Raw genomic sequence first — 19,086 nt, forward strand, 5'->3', positions numbered from 1 at the left:
TGATATTTCTAAAAACTCTATTTCTAAAATTTATTAAATTTTTAAATCAGGAATCTTTTTTATAAATTTAAGATATTTTTAAAAACTCTAATCATAAAATTTATTAAATCTAAAATTAAACTTAAAATTATTTGATAAACTATTAAATTGTATTTTTATTTAGGAATTTTTCTAAATATGGCAGTAAATAATTCAATTATTTTCTAATTTAGAGTTAAATCGGTTTATTTGGTATAAATAAATTAAAAATACTTAAAAAACTCAATAAATACAATTTAATAATTCATTATTTTTATTTTTTCAATCGATTAAAAAGCTTATTCAAGCTTGGTGTGAATATGGATATTGAAGGATTTGTAAGAGCGAGAATAGATAATACTAATGAAGAAACATTAAAGAATGTCTTAGCAGAAAGGATAAGAGAATATAAGGATATTGATGAGGAACGTTCTCTTTTAATGGCTCAGAGTGTTATTGATGAAGTTAAAACAACACTTAAAGTTAATGAAAGTGATGACGAATTTTTAAAGGACATTATGGCTCCCCCAAAGGCAGATGTGACCATGGGTAAAATGGGGGTAGGTTCCCGTGGAGCAGGTGATTTCTTTGTACACAGAAGAATAGCCCAAATCGTATCTAGTACAAATACTGCCTCCGAGGTAAATCCGTCAGCCCAAGATGATGGTGGAGTGGTGAAGGTACCTGCAAAAGGTGATGATGTATATGTTACAACTGCGGTGGATGGGGTACATTCAAGACTTAGTGACTATCCGTTTCTAGGAGGTTTCCATGTAACACGTGCAACCTTAAGGGATGTATGTGTAATGGGGGCTAATCCGGTATCCATATTAAGCGATCTCCACCTTGCAGATGACGGTGATGTAGGTAAACTGTTTGATTTTACAGCAGGTGTATGTGCAGTATCAGAGCTTTTGGATGTTCCACTTGTTGCAGGTAGTACACTACGTGTAGGTGGAGACATGGTTATTGGAGACAGACTTGTAAGTGCCGTTGGAAGTGTGGGTGTGTCACCTTATCCACCAACTGCAAGGAAAGGCGCAACCGATGGTGATATCATTCTCATGACAGAGGGAGCAGGTGGAGGAACCATTACAACTACTGCATTGTATAATGGTTTCTTTGATGTCGTATGGGATACCTTAAACGTGTCCTTTGTAAAGGCTTCAAATGCAATATTTAACAATGATCTTGTAAAGGATATCCATGCAATGACAGATGTAACCAATGGGGGATTACGTGGAGATGCACATGAAATCTCATCAACCACAGGTGTAGGTTTAAAGTTTGACCATGAGAAGATCAAATCATTGGTGGCTCCTAATGTTCTAAACATGTTGGATACATTAAACATAGATCCGCTAGGTGTTTCCACCGATTCATTGATGTTGATTGTACCTCCCGAAATATCCGATGATGTTGTAAAGGCCGTATCAGATGTTGGTGTAAGGATAGATCAAATAGGTATAGTCGATAGTGAAGGCAGTCCAAGACTTGTTGAGGAGGACGGTTCCGAGACAACCCTAACACCGTTATTCAGGGAAGCCGCTTATACAAAGATTAAAAAACTGGTGGGGGATACAACTCCTGAGGACTTTGAGAAGATGAAGGATAAGGTTCAAAAAGCGGCTGATGAATCAATACGTAAAAAGGAAAGGGTAATAGATTATATCAGAAATAATGCAAGGTCCTAATCAGGTAAAGCAATTATTGATGATTGTTAATTCTAATTAGATTGCTTTTAAAAATTATGAAAATTGATGGATTTAAGGATGATAAATTCTTAAGCTCCAATATTTTTTTCAAATCATTCTCATGAATCATAAATATGGAAATGTAAGATTTAACTTTGATAGGAAATTTAAAGACTTTAAGGAAGATAACAGGGGATTTTATTCAATTGTTGATGGTGTATTGGCTATCTGTTTAATAATCATTCTCTTCATGTCCTTTTCATCTTTAACTAATCTGGACACTCTGGATAACTATGATGATGCCATATCCGATTATTATGATGCAGAGGGTATCCTGGAGTTAATGTCCACATCTGACGGTGTGGATGATTCCATACTAAATCAGATTTATCTAAATCTTAAGGAATCTAACAACTCTAGAGAATCGTTTCAAGCATCACAGTCCATTGCCGATAATTTCTTCAACCAGATTGGAATGGATAAAAACTATAGGTTTATGGTCAATAACAGGATATTGTCCTCAAAAGGTGAGATAAATCAGGACAACTATAATTCCGCCAGTCGTTTTGTTGGAGACTACAGATTTGGTCTAATTGTAAGTGATTAGTTACACTTGAAATATTCCTCTTCAATACTGTTTCCATGTTTATGGTATGAAAAAACAATGATTCCATAATATACTTTTAAATATTATAATTTACAAATAGTTTTATGTTGAAATTTTATTTTTATTAAGAGAATTATTCTACTAATTTTATTTATGTTATATGCCCTGGTGGTGTAGTTTGGATAACACGTAGGATTGCGGATCCTATTCCCCGGGTTCAAATCCCGGCCAGGGCATAACTATTTTTTAGTTTTTTAGAGATTATTAGTTAATCTAAGGTTTAGATATCATGCTTAATGCAAATACATATGTTACAGATGATCCAGGTATTGGCGGAACTATTAGAAATTCCTATGAGGACTTCTATGTTGAGGAGATACCTGAGATAGAGCCTACTGGTGAGGGACCCAATATTTGGATATGGATTGAGAAGGTCGGAAGAACAACATTGGATGTTTTGTTGGATATTGCAAGAGATTTACATATAAGCCGTAAACGTATGGGTTTTGCAGGAATGAAGGATAAAAAGGCTTTAACCCGTCAGTGGATATGTATATCCAATATGGAATCCGATGAGAAACTCAATGAGGTCTTGGCTTTAAGGGATACCATCCATAACACCAAATTTTTAAAGGTTGTAAGGGGACGTAAAAAGCTTAGAATGGGACAGTTGAAGGGCAATAAGTTCAGAATCAAGATCAAGGATATTCCATTCAATGATGACATCACATCTTTCGAGGATGCCTCAAACAGGGCCAAGGAAATTTTAGGTCAATTGGAGATCACAGGAGTTCCAAACTATTTCGGATGGCAGAGGTTCGGAAAACCTAGAACATCAACACATCTTGTAGGTGAGGCACTTATCCAGAATGATCTTAAAAAGGCTGTGGATCTATATATAGGCCATCCATGTATGGAGGAATCACCGGACAGCATTAAGGCAAGACAGGCATACGACGATGGCAATATGGAGGAATCACTGGAATTGATGCATGGTGGAATGCGCTATGAGAAGATGATGCTAAGGCAGCTTATCCATGACTATAATAAGTTCGGCCACCTTGATGATAAATCATATAAAAGCGCATTGCTTGCCCTTCCAAAGCCTCTTCAGAGAATGTTTGTACATGCATACCAATCATATCTCTTTAATGATGTCGTATCCAGAAGGGTTGAGATGGGCATTAATTCATATGTTGAAGGGGACATCATAATAGATGATGACGAGGCCATCATAAGGGATAAAAGTCCTGAGGAATATGATAGGTTAATTAAGGAGTTCAAGGCAAATCCAACATGTCCACTATATGGTACCAAGGTTCCCTTTGCAGGTGCTAAGGTAGGTGAAATGGAAAGGGAAGTTTTAGATAAATATGGCCTTAAAAAGGAAGACTTCGAATGTCCGAAGATGCCTAAATTGGGAAGTCATGGTTTGAGACGTTCCATGAGGTTTAGGGTATGGGACACTCATGCGGAAGCCTGTGATGATGGAATTATTGTGGAGTTTTCAATTAATAAAGGCTCATATGCAACTGCAGTTTTACGTGAGATTATGAAGGTTGACGTTGTCTAGATTGTTGGGTATTTTATGGAATCCCATACTTTAAGAAAAAATTATATGATTTAAATTAGATAATTTATTATAGTTATATTCAGATTCAATATTTTTTTGTACTTAGGGATATTATGATACATTGTAGAAAGATAGCAAAAGGTAAAGCGGAAGGAGAATTGCTTGTAAGTAGTGAGCCTATCAGTTTTTTAGGTGGGGTAGATCCTGAAACCGGTAAAGTTATAGATATCAAACATGAATTGAAAGGCCAATCCATTAAAGATAAGATATTGTTTATTCCAGGTGGTAAGGGTTCCACAGTAGGCTCTTATGTGATTTTTCAGATGATGAAAAACAACACCGCACCAAAGGCTATTATATGTCTTAAAGCAGAACCAATTATTGCCACAGGAGCTATTATGTCAGATATTCCAATGGTGGATTCACCGGATAACACTGACCAGTTAGTTAATGGTAGAAGAGTGGAAGTAAACAGTGATGAGGAAACCATTACATTATTATGATTGATTGTCCTTTAATCAACAACCATATTTTTACTATTTTTTAGATATTTTTAATAATCAAACATTTTATAAATGTTTTAGCTATTTTTAAGCTTTTTTTAGATCTTCTAGTTTTAATTGAGGATATAATTAAATGATTGTTTTCAAACCTTAATGTTATAAATACCAAAAAGTTTTTTAGGCATGACTAAAAAATAGGTTTATATACTAGAATAAACAATTCTTATTTGAATTGGTATTCATATGATATATCTAAATCTATGAATGTATACTATATATTTATGGTGTATGAAAATTATACTATATTTGGAAGTATTATTTGTTATTAATTTTTAATTAATAATTAATATTATTGGAGGCAAAATTATGGCAAAAGAAACTAAAGAAGTAAGTGTTGTAGGAATGCATTGTCCTAACTGTGTAAAAGCTGTTGAATTATCTTTAACCGATTTAGACGGTGTAGATAATGCTAAAGCAAGTTTAGAAGATAATAATGTAATCATTGACTATGATACTGATAAAGTAACTGATGCTGATATTGAAGAAGCTGTAGAGGATGCAGGATTTAAAGTAGATTAAATCCCTTTTTTTATTTTTTAATTATTTCTAGTTAAAATTTAAAAATCCAGATTTTTCAATATAACAATTATTATATTATTGGTATTGTGAGGTAAGTGTGAATATATAATATGGATTTTTATATAATCAGAGGGAACTAAAGTACTTCCATTACTTATAATTAATTATTATCTATAAATTTTAATAATCAAATATGGTTAATGGATTTATCTGATTATATAAAAATAGGAGGAGGAAATGGCTAAGACAAAAACAATGGATCTTCCAATTGAGGGAATGCATTGCGCATCATGTGCTGTTTCAATTGAAAAATCACTTAATAATGTGGAAGGTATTAATGAGGCTAGTGTCGATTTAAACTCTGAGAAGGCACATGTTGTAATGGATTCTAAGAAAGTGTCCATTGATGATATTGATAAAACTGTAAGTGGTCTTGGTTATAAGGTTAGGACCGATGAAGTTAAACTTAGAACTCATGGTATGCATTGTGCGTCATGTGTTCTAACTATTGAAAAGGGTTTAATGAGAAAGGATGGTGTATTCAAGGTTCATGCCGATTTGACTACTGGTATTGTGACTGTTGAATATGACCATAATCAAATCTCTGTAGATGAGATGGGAAAGGCCATAGAGGATTTCGGTTTCGAATATCTTGGACTTGAGGGAGACCTTAACGAGCATGATGAAGAGGAAATCTATGAGAAGGACCTTAAAGAAAAAAGAAATAGGATCGTTGTAGGTTTGGTCTTTTCAGGACTCTTGATGTACATCATGTATGCACATGTGATGGTTCCATACCTAACTATGGGTGAATTATCATTGATCATATCAATTATTCCATTTATCTATGTGGCATATCCGATTGTTAAGGCAGGTCTTACCGGTGTATTCCATAAGAGTCTTAATATGGACGTAATGTATACCATGGGTATACTGGTAGCATACGGATCCAGTGTTCTTGGAACATTTGGAATCGTACTGGATTCAAGTTTCATGTTATATGATACTGCTTTAATGCTTCCTGCATTTCTAATGATTGGTAGGTATCTAGAAGCTAAAGCTAAAAGAAGAACCTCTTCATCAATTAAATCATTAATAGGTCTTCAGCCTAAAACAGCTATTAAGGTTACAATTGATGAGAGGGGAAACACATTAAGTGAAGAGGAAATACCTATTGAAAATATCCAAATAGATGATATCCTGCTTGTCAAACCTGGTGAAAAGGTTCCTGCAGACAGTGAAGTAGTGGTAGGTAAATCCTATGTGGACGAATCAATGATCAATGGTGAACCTGTACCAAAACTTAAGGAAAAGGGTGAGGATGTATTTGCAGGTACTATAAATCAGGACGGTATCATAAAGATACAGGCTAAGAAGATAGGTAAGGACACTCTCCTATCACAAATCATTGAACTTGTAGAAAGAGCACAATCCTCAAAACCACCTGTTCAAGGATTTGCAGATAGGGTAGTTAGTGTATTTATACCTGTGATCATCACAATCGCACTTGTGGTATTCGCTTTATGGTACTTTGTATTAGGCTCAACCTTATTGTTTGCACTTACTACAATGATTTCAATATTGGTTGTGGCATGTCCATGTGCGTTAGGACTTGCAACTCCTACTGCTGTGACTGTAGGTGTTGGAAGGGCAGCAGAATACGGAATCCTTATTAAAAATGGTGAAACCTTGGAAACATCTGAGAAGGTAAACGTTGCAGTATTTGATAAAACCGGAACTATCACCCAGGGAAAACCTGAGGTTGTTGATGTGGTAACATTAAATGACTCAGATGTTGATGTCTTATCCTATGTTACAAGTATTGAGAAAAACTCCAACCACCCAATTGCAAATGCAATTGTAGACTATGGTACTGAAAAAAATACCAATGTATTGGATGTTGAGGACTTTGAGAATGTGACAGGTAAGGGACTTAAGGGATTCATTAATGACGAAGAGGTTTTGGTTGGAAACAAGGCTTTACTTGAAGCAAATGGTGTGGAAATATCATCTGACAATCTTGAAGAATTTGATAAGTTTGTATCTGAAGCAAAAACAGCTGTTTTCCTAGCTGTTAATAAGAAGGTTTCCGGAATCTTAACCTTAATGGATAAGATTAAAGATAACTCTGCAAATGCAATTAGCCAACTTCATGATATGGATATCGACACCTATATGGTAACAGGTGACAATGGTAAAACCGCACATGTTGTGGCAGATAAGGTTGGAATAGATCATGTTGTAAGTGACGTTCTTCCTAATGAAAAATTAGACAAGGTTGAAGAGCTTCAAAAGGACAATGAGAAAGGTAGGGTCCTGTTTGTTGGTGATGGAATAAATGACGCACCGGCTATTACAGGTGCAGACATTGGTATTGCATTAGGTGAAGGTACCGATGTTGCTATGGAAAGTGGTGATATAGTACTTATGGAAGGTGATCTTGAAAATGTTGTTGCTTCTGTCCAAATATCTAAGAAGGTAATGACTAGAATTAAGGAAAACATTTTCTGGGCATTTGCATATAACGCAATCTTAATCCCACTTGCGGCTGGAGTATTATATCCTGCTTATGGTATACTTTTCAGACCAGAGTTTTCCGCATTAGCAATGGCATTAAGTTCTGTTACAGTAATTAGTTTATCATTACTACTTAAATCATATGTTCCACCTGTTAAAAAAGCAAGTCAAAATTAAATTATCAAGTTAATTGTAGCTATTTTTAATTTTAATGCTACAATTTTATTTTCTATTTTTCAATCTTTTATTTAAAGATCATTTTTCTTATTTTCTAGCTATCTTATATGGAATTTTTTTAACATTTTCTATTTTTTATAAATTTTAATTTAATTAAGTTTAATTTATGAATATTGATATAATTTATAAGATTTATTATTGATTTAAATAGTATATTAGATGAAATTAAAAATTTTTATATAAAAATAACTTGATAATGTTCTTTTTTTATCAAATAAATACATTAAATTAAATAAATTTTCCCTTTAGATCTTAAGAAAGTCCATGATTTATAATGATTTATCATGATAATATTAATGTGTAAATGATTTTTTGAACTTCCTAAAATATCGATATAAAAATAGTTTCATAACGATTAATTTATTGAAAAACCTTCATTAACAAGTTTTTTTAAAATTCCTAAAAAATCTATTTTAAAAAAATCTATCATGGTTTATCACGATTTACGGAAATTATTAAAATAATATTAAAAATTAAATAAAATTGATTTATATTGAAAAAAGAAGTTAAATTCAATGTAAAATATTAGTTTAAAGAATTTTTAACCTTTAGAATTGAAAAATAAAATCAGTTTATAAGTTATTTTGAAAATATTATTTGAAAAAAATAGAAATTATAATGATTTTTAATTATAATAATTAATATTATCAATTCACCATATATAAAATTTTTTATTTGAATCAAATAAAAAAGTCTTTATTAATACATGTTGAAAGATAGTAGTATAATACTTGTAACTGTTTCATATTTTGTGGGAGAAATATGATACCCCTGTATTATGAAAAGAAATATAAGATAAAAAAAAGAGGTTGAGAGAATGAGTTCATTAAAATCTCCTAAAGAAGTAGCTGTAGCAGTAGCAAATACTGGTGGAGCAAAAGCTAATACTTCTGTAGGTGACGCAATATTATTAAGTTTTCTTGCAGGTGCATACATTGCATTCGGTGGATTATTAGCTGAGATTGCAAATGCAGGAATGACAGCTGCAGGATATCCAATTGGTTTAAGCAAATTTGTATTCGGGGCAGTGTTCCCTGTAGGTTTAATAATGGTTATTATTTGTGGATCTGACTTATTCACTGGAAACTGTCTATACATGACCATGGGTGCATTAAGTGGTAAAAACTCATGGGGAGGATTAGGTAAAAACTGGGTTATTAGTTGGATTTTCAACTTAGTTGGTGGATTATTTGTAGCATATGTATTAGCATATTGTACTGGAATTATGTCTGCTGACCCATTTAAAGCTGGAGCAGTAACTGTAGCTACTACTAAAGCATTAGGTGGTGCAAAATTCATGGCTGCTGGAAAAGCAACTGCATCACTCACATGGACACAAGCTTTCCTTAGAGGAATCGGTTGTAACTGGCTTGTATGTCTAGCTTGTTGGTTAGCTGTTGCATCTGATGATGTAATAGGTAAAATCTTCGGTATCTGGTTCCCAATTATGGCTTTCGTTACTATCGGATTTGAGCACAGTGTAGCAAATATGTTCTTCATTCCTTTAGGTATTTTCTGTGGTGCTAAAATTACCTGGGCTGATATGTTTGTAAACAACTTAATTCCTGTAACTATTGGTAACATAGTTGGAGGGGCACTATTTGTAGCTTGTATATACTACCTTGTTTATATTAGAGAATAACTGAAAACAATAAAAAAGCTGTATTTAACTAAACACTAAAATGTTATAGAGTGCTAACATTTTTTTCTACAGCTTTTATTTTTAAATTATTTGGATTAGAATTATAATTTAATATGGAGATTATAAAATGGTTGAGATTAAATATGTTCCAACTATATGTCCATTTTGTGGAACTGGTTGTGGACTAAACCTCGTCGTTAAGGACGGTAAAGTCTGTGGTGTTGAACCATGGAAAAGAAACCCTGTTAACTCAGGAAAATTATGTCCAAAAGGAAACTTTTCATATCAATTTATTAATAGAGAAGATAGATTAACTACTCCTTTAATTAGGGAAAACGGAGAATTAAGAGAAGCTACTTGGGATGAAGCTTTAACTAAAGTTGCAAATAAATTAAACGAAGTAAAAGCTGAAGATCCTAATAAAATTGGTTTCTATGCATGTGCACGTTCACCTAACGAAAACATCTATGTGACACAGAAATTTGCAAGGGTAGCAGTTGGTACTCATAATGTAGATCACTGTGCACGTATTTGTCACGGTCCTACAGTAGCAGGACTTGCTAACACCTTTGGTTCAGGTGCTATGACTAATGGATTTGATTCCATTGAACAATCAGATTACATTATTGTTATCGGTGCAAACAGTATGGAAGCTCACCCATTGTTTGGACGTAAATTAATTAGGGCAAAAGAAAATAACGGTGCAAAAATTGTAGTAATCGATCCTCGTTATACCCCTACTGCAAGAATTGCTGATGTATACCTTGAATTTAAAACAGGTACTGATGTGGCTTTATTAAATGGTATGATGAAAATCATCATAGATGAAGGTCTTGAAGATAAAGAGTTCATCAAGAACAGAACCAAAAACTATGAGGCATTTAAGGAAGTTGTTGAAAAATACGACTTAGACACTGTTGCTGAAATCACTGAAGCTGATAAAGACTTAATTAAACAAATTGCAATTGACTATGCTAAAGCTGATAAAGCAGCTATCGTATACTCATTAGGTATTACCGAACACTCACACGGTGTAGATAACGTAATGTCCACTGCTAACATGGCAATGTTAACCGGTAACCTCGGTAGAGAAGGTACTGGTGTAAACCCATTAAGAGGACAAAACAACGTACAAGGTGCTTGTGATATGGGTGCATTACCTACTGATTATGCAGGTTATCGTAAAGTAAAAGATCCTGAAACTACTGCCTGGATGAATGATTACTGGGGAGTAAATATGAGTACAACTCCAGGATTAACTTTAGTTGAAATGATGAATGCTGCATACGACGGTGATTTAAAAGTCTTATACATACCTGGTGAAGACCCTATGTTATCTGATGCTGATATTAACCATACTAGAAAGGCATTAGCTAACTTGGACATGTTGATTGTACAAGATTTATTCTTGACTGATACTGCACAAGTAGCAGATGTTGTATTCCCTGCAGCAGGATGGGGTGAACAAGACGGTACTTTCACTAATGGTGAAAGACGTGTTCAAAGAGTCCGTAAGGCTCAAGACCCACCTGGTGAAGCTATGTTAGATTGGAAGATTATGGAAGCTTTAGCTCAAAAAATGGGACCAGACGCACATCCTGAACAATTCCATTATGAAACTGCTCAAGATATTTGGGAAGAAATCAGAGAAGTTGCACCAGTTATGCATGGTATTACCTCTGATAGATTAGATACTCCTGAAGCATGTCACTGGCCTTGTTTAAGTGAAGATGATCCATGTGGTCCATTAATGTATGAAGAAAAATTCTCACATCCTGATGGATTAGCTATATTCCAACCTCTAGAACACTTAGGACCTGTTGAAAAAACTGATGAAGAATATCCTTTACTCTTAACTACTACACGTCTTTTATTCCATTACCATGCAGCAATGACTAGAAGATGTGAAACTTTAGATAATGAGGTAAAAACAGGATATATTGAAATAAGTACTGAAGATGCTAATAAATTAGGTATTCTTGATAAAGAAATAGTAAGAGCAAGTTCAAGAAGAGGAACTATTGATATCCCTGCTAGAGTTACTGATGATATTAAACCTGGTATTGTTAATATCCCTATGCACTTTTCAGAATGTGCTGCAAATATGTTAACTAACTCTGATTCATTTGATCCTAAATCTAAAATGGTAGAACTTAAAGCTTGTGCTATTAAAGTTGAAAAAATCGAGGAGTAGATTTAGATGACATTCAAAGTAAATGATATGGCATATGCATACTCTGCTAATGATGCAATTAAAGAAAAAGGAGAATATGGTGGAGCAGTTACAACAATCATGAAATACTTACTTGAAGAGGGTATCGTTGATGCTGTTGTTGCTGTAGAAGAAGGATGGGATTTATATGATGCACAACCAATTCTTATTACTGACCCTGAAGATGTAATCAAATCTGCAGGTTCCCTTCACTGCGGTACATTAAACTTAGCTAAATTCTTAAGTAAATACTTAGATGGTGCAAGAGACATGAAAGTAGCAATCACCTGTAAACCTTGTGATGCTATGACCATTAGGGAATTAATGAGAAAAGGTAAGATTATTGAAGACAACGTAATCATGATTGGTGTAAACTGTGGAGGAACTATGCCTCCTGTAGATACCATTAAAATGATTAAAGAAGTCTATGAAATGGATCCTACCAAGATTGTAAAAGAGGAAATTGAAAAAGGTAAACTTGTAATGGGTTATGCCGACGGAACTGAAAAGGCATTTAAAATAGATGACCTTGAAAAAGAAGGTAAAGGTAGACGTGAAAACTGTCAAAGATGTACCATGAACATCCCAACCAATGCAGATTTAGCATTAGGTAACTGGGGGGTTATTGGAGAATTATCTGGTAAAGCTACCTTTGTAGAGGTTTGTTCTGAAAAGGGTGCAGATATTTTAACTAAGGTAACCGATGCAGGACTTATTGAAGTTGCTGAACCTATTCCAAAAGGTGTTGAAATCCGTGAGAAAATCGATAATGTAATGGTTAAAAATGCTTCAAAACAAAGAGAAAAAGACTTCGCTGGTACCACTGGTGATATTCTTGATGTTTTAAAGATGTATAAAGGCCAATTATCCAAATGTATGAAATGTTACGGATGTCGTGAAGCATGTCCACTTTGTTATTGTGAAGACTGCTGTCTTGAAGCAGACGGTCCTGAATGGGTACCTGGTGGATACACCCCTGCAGCACCATTCTTCCATTTAACTCGTATGGTACATATGGCAGATGCTTGTACTAACTGTGGCCAATGTAGTGAAGTATGTCCATGTGAAATTCCAGTATCTAAAATCTGGGCTACTGTTAACCAAAAAATCAGAGATGAATTTGATTACTACAGTGGTATTGATAACACCGATACACCATTACCATTTACCGAGTTCGAAGATACCGGTACTAGGGATTACTTAAAAAGAGGATTAAAATACTAATTTTTCCTCTATTTATTTTTTTCACTCAATTTAAAAAAAACGATTCTTACTCTTAAAAAATATTTACTCTTTTTTAAACACTTTTTTTATAAATTTTAATATTTCTGAATTTAATTAGAAGACTAATTAGAAGACCTCTTATGAATTTAATATTATTTTTTTACATTTATATTTCCATTGTCGATATGTAAATAGTTATATAATGTATTAAACAGACTATTATTAAATAAAAATTTACAATTATTAAAAAATATTATGGTGAAATTATGGCAGGAAAAGCTAACATGACTCCAGCAAATGGACATAGGGTTCAAGGTTTTTCAAGTGAGTCATTTTTAGATGCAAATGAGATTATCAATAGTTTAAATCTTAAAGGTGATGAGAATTTTATGGATGCAGGTTGTGGGGACGGACATGCATCAATTGAGGCTTTAAAAATATTGAATGATAATGGAACAGTATATGCAGTAGATATATATGGGCCATCTATAGAAGATTTAAGTAAATATAAGGATGAACATGATATTTCAAATTTAATTCCACTTGTCGGAGATTTAACAGATCATGTGGATGTTGATGATGACTCAATGGATGTTATTTTGATGATCAATGTTTTCCATGGTTTTAAAGCAGTTAGAAAATTAGATGAAACTGTTGAGGAACTAAAGAGAATTATAAAACCTGGTGGAAAAATAGCAATTATGGACTATAAAAAACAAGAAACAAGACATGGTCCTCCATATCCAGTTAGAAGTAGTCCTGAGGAATTGGAAGAATTATTCAACAAACATGGACTTAAATTAGTATCATTAAATGATGATACAGGTGAGGATATCGAACAAGGTAAATCCCACTATTTAATTGTCTTTACAAAGTAGGATTATTTGGATAGTTTTATACTTTCTATTTTTTTTAAAATTCTAATTGGATTTCATCTTCTAATTTTTTAAAATATGCTTTTTTTTATCTGGTTTGGTTAAAATCTATTTTCACATGTTTTTCTATTTGTTTTTAATTTAATTAGTTAAATTTCATTTTAAGTAAATCAATAATGATAAAGTAAAATTAGTAGAAAAAACATATAATTTATATAATTTAAAAGATATTATTAATATGGTTAAAAATAAAAGCATGTGATAGATATGAAGGCATTAGGAAAAATAGTGGTTTTAATAATTGCTATATTACTTATATTTCTATTAAGTTCTAATGTATTATTTTTAGCAGAGGATACTAGTGAAAGTGTACAGGAGCCAGGTGTGGATATGGCCGCATTATGGTCTTTATCAACTGGATTTACCTGGATATATCCTGGTAGTTCAACTAATGCTGAAGGTAGTACTTTACATAATATATTCTTATTTAGTAATGGAAAACCATATGAAGATGCAAAGGAGATTATGCAATATTCATATAATGTTACTCCAAATATATGTGTTACAGTTAACAATAATGCATCAAATAGAATATTTGGAAATGACATGATTGATGATATTCGTCAAAAGAATTGGGGAGAAGGTAATGACAGGGGAGACGCAGTTGACGCTTCATTAGCTGAGCATCCTCCTAACATTCTTGGTGTTATTGAAAGTTTAATCACTGGTGATATACGAATATTCCCTATTTAACTATTAATCTAAACAATAATCCTTTTTATTGTTTTTATTAATATTTTCAAATTAAATTAAAATTTTTAATTTTAAAAAACTAGTTTTTTTATATATTTCATCTATATCGATGATACTTTTTAAGGTGTTTATAATAATTTTTAAATATTAAGATTTTTATTTTTTAGAAATAGTGATTCTTTAATCTTCCTTTTTAGGATCTTTTAGTTTTTAGAAGTACTGATTTTTTCATGATTTATCTATACTTTTGTAAATCTTTAAGATATTTTTAATTCTAGATATATTGTAATTTTTCCATATATTCTATCTAATATCTGGATAAATCTTTAAATCTTTTTTAGTTTTTAGAAATAGCAGTTTTTATATGATTTATTTAAATACATCTTATTTTAAAAAAAAGTAGTTTAAGGTATTGTTGAAAACCTTATTGTCTATTATCATTGTAATAAGGTTCTCTTTTATTAATACCTGTTAGAAATATTTCTCTTAACTCATCATCAGATGCACCATTTCTCAAAGGTCCAATTATATCAGTTAGGTTATCGTTTCTAAGTAAACATGGTTTAATTTTGCCAGATGGTGTAAGTCTAAGTCTTGAACAGTTCTTACAGAATCTTGTATTGTCCATTGGTTTTACAATCTCAATCTCGCCATTGCCGATATAATATTTACGGCGATCCTGCATAAATTCACGGACTTTAACACCATCTGCAATCTTAGCAAGCTTTTCCTCAATTGGGTTTATATTATAATGGTATTTCTTGCTGAAAACATTGTTGTCCTCACAGCTTTCGCTTTCCATAAGTTCTATAATCTGTAGAATAAGGCCATGTTCACGACAGAAATCAAACATTTCCCATACTTCATCCTGATTAATGTCCTTCATTAAGACCATATTGATTTTAACAGGGTAAAGACCTACATCAACGGCTTTAAGAATACCCTCTTTTACACTTTGAAGATAATCCTTGTGGGTTATGAACTTATAGGTGTCTCTGTTTAATGTGTCAAGACTAACATTCACACGGTTTAATCCTGCATCTTTTAAATCTTCCGCATATTTGGCAAGATAAGTACCGTTTGTTGTGATTGAAATGTCTTTAAATCCAATTTTATTGATTTTATCAATAATTTCAACAATGTCTTTTCTAATTAACGGCTCTCCACCTGAAATCCTTATTTTTTTAACTCCTAATGTTTTTGCAACTTCGGATATCTTAGCAATCTCATCTGGTGTCATCTCTTCACTTGATGGAAGCATACCGTCATGATGGCAATATAAGCAATTAACATTGCATCTATTTGTAATAGACATTCTAAAAGAGATTATAGGTCTATCATAGTTATCTTTAACAGTCATGATAAACACCTATTTCTTGTTTTTAATGTTAATCTGAATGTCTTTGATATCCTTAACGCCATATTCTTCAATTTTTAAAGATTTTAACATTCCTAGAATTGTATCTTTTAGAAAATCATTTACAAATTCATTTAATCCGATTACAGTTCCGTCTATAGATAAACTGACATCCGCTTGTTTATCATATTCGTAGTCCAAATCTCCATTAATGATTGCTTTACCTATGGATTCTCCATCATGGTATCCGCAGTCTTTAGTAAATAAGGTTGGTACAATGTCGTATCCAATAAGCTCAGCCTTATCAACCAGTTCCTTTACCTCATCATCGCTAATGTTTTTGGCGTCTACAAGTGCCATTGTATAGTCATCTTCAAGTTCTGGTGATGTTGAGATTTTTGGATAATTATAGTTCTTAAATCCTTCAATTACTACAAAATCAGGTTCTTCTATCATTTTTATTAAAAACAATAGTCTTTCCAATGAAAATACCTCGTCAATATTAAAGTATGTTCTAGCACCAACACCTACTGTAAATTGGGATCCCGCTTCTGTGTGCTTATATGTATCTGTTCCTTCATGATCCATTTCCATTTGATGATGGGAATGTTTAATACTAGCAACTTTATATCCTCTGTCTGTTAACTCCTTAATGATACGGACAGTTAATGAGGTTTTTCCCGTATCTTTTTTACCTACCACTGATATTATTCTCATTATTATCCCTCTAAATAATAGGATAAATTAAATTTTCCTTAAAAAAAATAATATTCCTTCTTTTAAAAAAATATTACTTAATTAAATTATTCCTTAAATAATATTATTATTAATATATTTACTTTTATAAATATAATATTTTTCAATTGATTTTCTCGTGGAAAAGCTATTCCGTATTTGGTTTATTTTTTTTAACAAATATTATAGAATTTCATGTGTAGTCATTCCTGTCATTAATTTATTTTTAATCAAGACTAGGATTTTATGAATTTTTTTAATATTAATTTCATGGTAGGTTTTAGTAATATTTCGGATGTACTTTTTTTAATGTTAATTTTTTAAAATTTTTTAGTAGGATTTCAAGTGTAATCCCTTAATTAATACTAATTTATTAATAAGTATTAAAAAAAGTGTAGTATTAACACATCTATAAGAATTATTATTAATTTTAACTAAAAATTCATGGAAAAATCACCATTTTTCACCTTTTTTTAAGAAATTTTTTCCTAGATCTTAAAATTAAAAATTTGTTAAAATTTTAATTTATAAATAAATAATTATTTTTTTAATTATTAAATATTTTTAAGTAGCTTATATATTAAGATACTAATTAATATTTATTTTTTTATAAAATAACATCTTTATATTTAAAAAATAAAAATAAAAAAGTGTATTTAGTACACACTTATTTATAAAATTTTTGGCTTGTATCTTGGGACAATGTTTATATATGCATAAAACATATGTGTAATTAATACACATGGTAGATAATATGCCGAAACATATAGCATCTGGTCTTAAATACAAGGCTGCAGTTGAGTTAAAAAGTAGGGGTTTTACTCATAAAGAGATTGCTGAAAAGCTAGATATTGATCGTTCTACTGTTTCACATTATCTTAATGGTAGTAACTTATCTTGGGGCTCTATTGAAGTTGCAGATACAATTATAAATATGTGTCCTAAAGATTTTTTATCAATGGTGCAGGTCTTGTTTAAAGATTTGGATAATATCCGTACTATGGTTTCTATTCTTAAGGATAAGGAATATAAAACCATTATTACGAATTCATGTATTGGCTGCGGATTATGTGTAGATTTATGTGTAATGAAGGCTATTAAACTAGATTCATTAAAAGCCAAAATAGAATCTGATTTATGCTGTGGATGTCTTACTTGTGAAGAAGAATGTCCTACACATTCAATCAGAATTTTGGAGGTTAATAAATGATCAAAAATGAGAAAGAAATTAATGGTAATGACTTTAAAATTATAAGATCAGCAGAAGAATTACGTACTCTTTCTTTCAACGATCATGTTTGTATTGGTTGTGGAATTTGTGAATCCACATGTCCTGTTGAAGCTATAACTTTAGAGAACATAGCAAGTATTCAACGTAATTATACTGGAACTTATTTCAGTGGACATGAAAAAATCGCTCAAAATAATGTTTTAGAAACTAATAAAGCAGGAAACCTTACCAAACTTAGTATCGATGAAGAAAAATGTGTTCTTTGTGGAATGTGTAGTGGATTATGCCCTGCAGATGCATTAAATTTAACAATTGATGATGAACCAATTGAAAACATCGAAGGATACCCATCATATATTTCTAGTGCAGAAATTGATGATGAAGAATGTATTTATTGTGGTAATTGTGAAATTGCATGTCCTAGAGATGCAATTACTGTACAAAGAAAATTACCTGACAGATCTAAATTGGTCACTGGTGAAATTGAAGTAATTGAGGAAGAATGTATTCACTGTGGAATCTGTGAGGAAATGTGTCCTGCAGATGCAATTGATGTAACTAAAACAATTGGTAAAGAATCAATTGAAATTGATACTGATAAATGTGTATACTGTTTAGTATGTAAAAGATCCTGTCCTGTAGACGCTATTAAAGCTTTATGTAGATTATGTTCCTATGGAGAATATGATTTAGATGAAAACGATGCAAAAGTAACTGGTTCTACTATTATTGATCAATCTATTTGTATTAAATGTGGATGGTGTGCTGGTGTATGTCCTACTGATGCTGCAAAAGTTGAAAAAGCATTTGTTGGTAAATTAGTAACTTACCCAGATAAATGTGGTACTTGTGGAGCATGTATAGATGTATGTCCATGTAATGCATTATCCTTCCCTAAAGTAGATGCACCAGGTGTAAGATCTATTCAAATCGTTTCAAATGATGATTATTGTATTAAATGTGGAGCATGTGCAAGAATCTGTCCTAATGACGCAATAGAAGTAACTAGAACTAGTATCAAATACACTCCTACCAGTTCTGAATCTTGGACAGATGCTTTAGAAGCTTTAAAAGATTAGGTGATATAGATGGAACTTAAAGTAAATCAAGATAATTGTTTAGGATGTGGAGTCTGTGTTGTAGCATGTCCTATTAACGCTTCCATTAGTCCAGAAGTAGCTGGTGGACACGGTTCAAAAACAGAGGAAACCATAATGATGGTAGAAAATGGTTTCATTAAATTATTTTCACCTGAAAAATGTGATGAATGTGGAACATGTCAAATGTTCTGTCCTGTAGACGCAATTTGGTTAGAATAAGGTGATATTT

At 32.1% G+C, this 19,086-nt stretch carries 16 protein-coding genes and 1 tRNA gene; 15 read left to right on the forward strand and 2 right to left on the reverse strand.

Translation table 11 applies throughout. The annotated features are described in order from the left end of the window. Window positions 1–338: 338 nt before the first annotated feature. The 12 genes from ON24_RS06065 to ON24_RS06120 all read left to right on the forward strand — a co-directional run bounded on the left by ON24_RS06065 (window position 339) and on the right by ON24_RS06120 (window position 14,434). Window positions 339–1,712, forward strand: coding sequence for an AIR synthase-related protein (locus ON24_RS06065; RefSeq protein ID WP_016357747.1), 1,374 nt, complete (start codon window positions 339–341; stop codon window positions 1,710–1,712). A 121-nt stretch (window positions 1,713–1,833) separates the two neighbouring features. Beyond that, on the forward strand, window positions 1,834–2,319 hold the full coding sequence (locus ON24_RS06070) for a hypothetical protein (RefSeq protein WP_040682313.1): 486 nt from the start codon (window positions 1,834–1,836) through the stop codon (window positions 2,317–2,319). Between the two features lie 162 nt (window positions 2,320–2,481). After that, window positions 2,482–2,555, forward strand: a tRNA-Arg gene (locus ON24_RS06075). Between the two features lie 53 nt (window positions 2,556–2,608). After that, a complete protein-coding gene (gene truD, locus ON24_RS06080; protein WP_040682314.1) occupies window positions 2,609–3,892 on the forward strand; it encodes a tRNA pseudouridine(13) synthase TruD in 1,284 nt (427 codons plus the stop codon). 113 nt (window positions 3,893–4,005) lie between these two features. Then, a complete protein-coding gene (locus ON24_RS06085; protein WP_016357750.1) occupies window positions 4,006–4,395 on the forward strand; it encodes a DUF126 domain-containing protein in 390 nt (129 codons plus the stop codon). A 366-nt stretch (window positions 4,396–4,761) separates the two neighbouring features. Next, a complete protein-coding gene (locus ON24_RS06090; RefSeq protein WP_016357751.1) occupies window positions 4,762–4,974 on the forward strand; it encodes a heavy-metal-associated domain-containing protein in 213 nt (70 codons plus the stop codon). A gap of 237 nt (window positions 4,975–5,211) precedes the next feature. Further along, the gene (locus ON24_RS06095; protein WP_040682315.1) at window positions 5,212–7,668 is read left to right on the forward strand and encodes a heavy metal translocating P-type ATPase; all 2,457 of its coding nucleotides are present in this window, start codon (window positions 5,212–5,214) and stop codon (window positions 7,666–7,668) included. 877 nt (window positions 7,669–8,545) lie between these two features. Next, on the forward strand, window positions 8,546–9,370 hold the full coding sequence (locus ON24_RS06100; protein WP_016357753.1) for a formate/nitrite transporter family protein: 825 nt from the start codon (window positions 8,546–8,548) through the stop codon (window positions 9,368–9,370). A 127-nt stretch (window positions 9,371–9,497) separates the two neighbouring features. After that, window positions 9,498–11,564 carry a formate dehydrogenase subunit alpha gene (gene fdhF / locus ON24_RS06105; RefSeq protein WP_040682316.1) on the forward strand — a complete coding sequence of 689 codons (2,067 nt, stop codon included), beginning with the start codon at window positions 9,498–9,500 and terminating at the stop codon, window positions 11,562–11,564. A 6-nt stretch (window positions 11,565–11,570) separates the two neighbouring features. Then, a complete protein-coding gene (locus tag ON24_RS06110) occupies window positions 11,571–12,806 on the forward strand; it encodes a Coenzyme F420 hydrogenase/dehydrogenase, beta subunit C-terminal domain (protein ID WP_040682317.1) in 1,236 nt (411 codons plus the stop codon). A 266-nt stretch (window positions 12,807–13,072) separates the two neighbouring features. Next, the gene (locus ON24_RS06115; protein WP_040682318.1) at window positions 13,073–13,684 is read left to right on the forward strand and encodes a class I SAM-dependent methyltransferase; all 612 of its coding nucleotides are present in this window, start codon (window positions 13,073–13,075) and stop codon (window positions 13,682–13,684) included. 264 nt (window positions 13,685–13,948) lie between these two features. Further along, window positions 13,949–14,434: a hypothetical protein gene (locus tag ON24_RS06120; RefSeq protein WP_016357757.1), complete on the forward strand. Its 486-nt coding sequence runs from the start codon at window positions 13,949–13,951 to the stop codon at window positions 14,432–14,434. 424 nt (window positions 14,435–14,858) lie between these two features. On the opposite strand, the gene moaA is transcribed toward ON24_RS06120, so the two are convergent. Both moaA and mobB read right to left on the reverse strand, forming a co-directional pair. Then, window positions 14,859–15,794 carry a GTP 3',8-cyclase MoaA gene (gene moaA, locus ON24_RS06125; RefSeq protein ID WP_040682319.1) on the reverse strand — a complete coding sequence of 312 codons (936 nt, stop codon included), beginning with the start codon at window positions 15,792–15,794 and terminating at the stop codon, window positions 14,859–14,861. 9 nt (window positions 15,795–15,803) lie between these two features. Beyond that, a complete protein-coding gene (mobB, locus tag ON24_RS06130; RefSeq protein WP_040682320.1) occupies window positions 15,804–16,508 on the reverse strand; it encodes a molybdopterin-guanine dinucleotide biosynthesis protein B in 705 nt (234 codons plus the stop codon). A 760-nt stretch (window positions 16,509–17,268) separates the two neighbouring features. Between mobB and ON24_RS06135 the strand changes: the two genes are divergently transcribed. Genes ON24_RS06135 through ON24_RS06145 form a run of 3 tightly spaced genes read left to right on the forward strand, consistent with a single transcriptional unit; the run spans window position 17,269 to window position 19,076 of the window. Further along, complete coding sequence (locus ON24_RS06135; RefSeq protein WP_016357760.1) at window positions 17,269–17,736, forward strand: DUF362 domain-containing protein; 468 nt, start codon at window positions 17,269–17,271, stop codon at window positions 17,734–17,736. Then, the gene (fwdF, locus tag ON24_RS06140) at window positions 17,733–18,836 is read left to right on the forward strand and encodes a tungsten-dependent formylmethanofuran dehydrogenase subunit FwdF (protein ID WP_016357761.1); all 1,104 of its coding nucleotides are present in this window, start codon (window positions 17,733–17,735) and stop codon (window positions 18,834–18,836) included. The genes ON24_RS06135 and fwdF overlap by 4 nt, the downstream gene beginning before the upstream one ends. A gap of 9 nt (window positions 18,837–18,845) precedes the next feature. Then, a complete protein-coding gene (locus tag ON24_RS06145; protein WP_016357762.1) occupies window positions 18,846–19,076 on the forward strand; it encodes a 4Fe-4S binding protein in 231 nt (76 codons plus the stop codon). Window positions 19,077–19,086: the final 10 nt, after the last annotated feature.

The sequence above is a fragment of the Methanobrevibacter boviskoreani JH1 genome, from assembly GCF_000320505.1.
In the GTDB taxonomy this organism is placed as follows: domain Archaea; phylum Methanobacteriota; class Methanobacteria; order Methanobacteriales; family Methanobacteriaceae; genus Methanarmilla; species Methanarmilla boviskoreani.

Coding starts and splice junctions, on each gene's coding strand:
- ON24_RS06065 (WP_016357747.1), top strand. CDS start 339: ATGGATATTGAAGGATTTGTAAGAGCGAGAATAGATAATACTAATGAA.
- ON24_RS06070 (WP_040682313.1), top strand. CDS start 1,834: ATGAATCATAAATATGGAAATGTAAGATTTAACTTTGATAGGAAATTT.
- truD (WP_040682314.1), top strand. CDS start 2,609: ATGCTTAATGCAAATACATATGTTACAGATGATCCAGGTATTGGCGGA.
- ON24_RS06085 (WP_016357750.1), top strand. CDS start 4,006: ATGATACATTGTAGAAAGATAGCAAAAGGTAAAGCGGAAGGAGAATTG.
- ON24_RS06090 (WP_016357751.1), top strand. CDS start 4,762: ATGGCAAAAGAAACTAAAGAAGTAAGTGTTGTAGGAATGCATTGTCCT.
- ON24_RS06095 (WP_040682315.1), top strand. CDS start 5,212: ATGGCTAAGACAAAAACAATGGATCTTCCAATTGAGGGAATGCATTGC.
- ON24_RS06100 (WP_016357753.1), top strand. CDS start 8,546: ATGAGTTCATTAAAATCTCCTAAAGAAGTAGCTGTAGCAGTAGCAAAT.
- fdhF (WP_040682316.1), top strand. CDS start 9,498: ATGGTTGAGATTAAATATGTTCCAACTATATGTCCATTTTGTGGAACT.
- ON24_RS06110 (WP_040682317.1), top strand. CDS start 11,571: ATGACATTCAAAGTAAATGATATGGCATATGCATACTCTGCTAATGAT.
- ON24_RS06115 (WP_040682318.1), top strand. CDS start 13,073: ATGGCAGGAAAAGCTAACATGACTCCAGCAAATGGACATAGGGTTCAA.
- ON24_RS06120 (WP_016357757.1), top strand. CDS start 13,949: ATGAAGGCATTAGGAAAAATAGTGGTTTTAATAATTGCTATATTACTT.
- moaA (WP_040682319.1), bottom strand. CDS start 15,794: ATGACTGTTAAAGATAACTATGATAGACCTATAATCTCTTTTAGAATG.
- mobB (WP_040682320.1), bottom strand. CDS start 16,508: ATGAGAATAATATCAGTGGTAGGTAAAAAAGATACGGGAAAAACCTCA.
- ON24_RS06135 (WP_016357760.1), top strand. CDS start 17,269: ATGGTAGATAATATGCCGAAACATATAGCATCTGGTCTTAAATACAAG.
- fwdF (WP_016357761.1), top strand. CDS start 17,733: ATGATCAAAAATGAGAAAGAAATTAATGGTAATGACTTTAAAATTATA.
- ON24_RS06145 (WP_016357762.1), top strand. CDS start 18,846: ATGGAACTTAAAGTAAATCAAGATAATTGTTTAGGATGTGGAGTCTGT.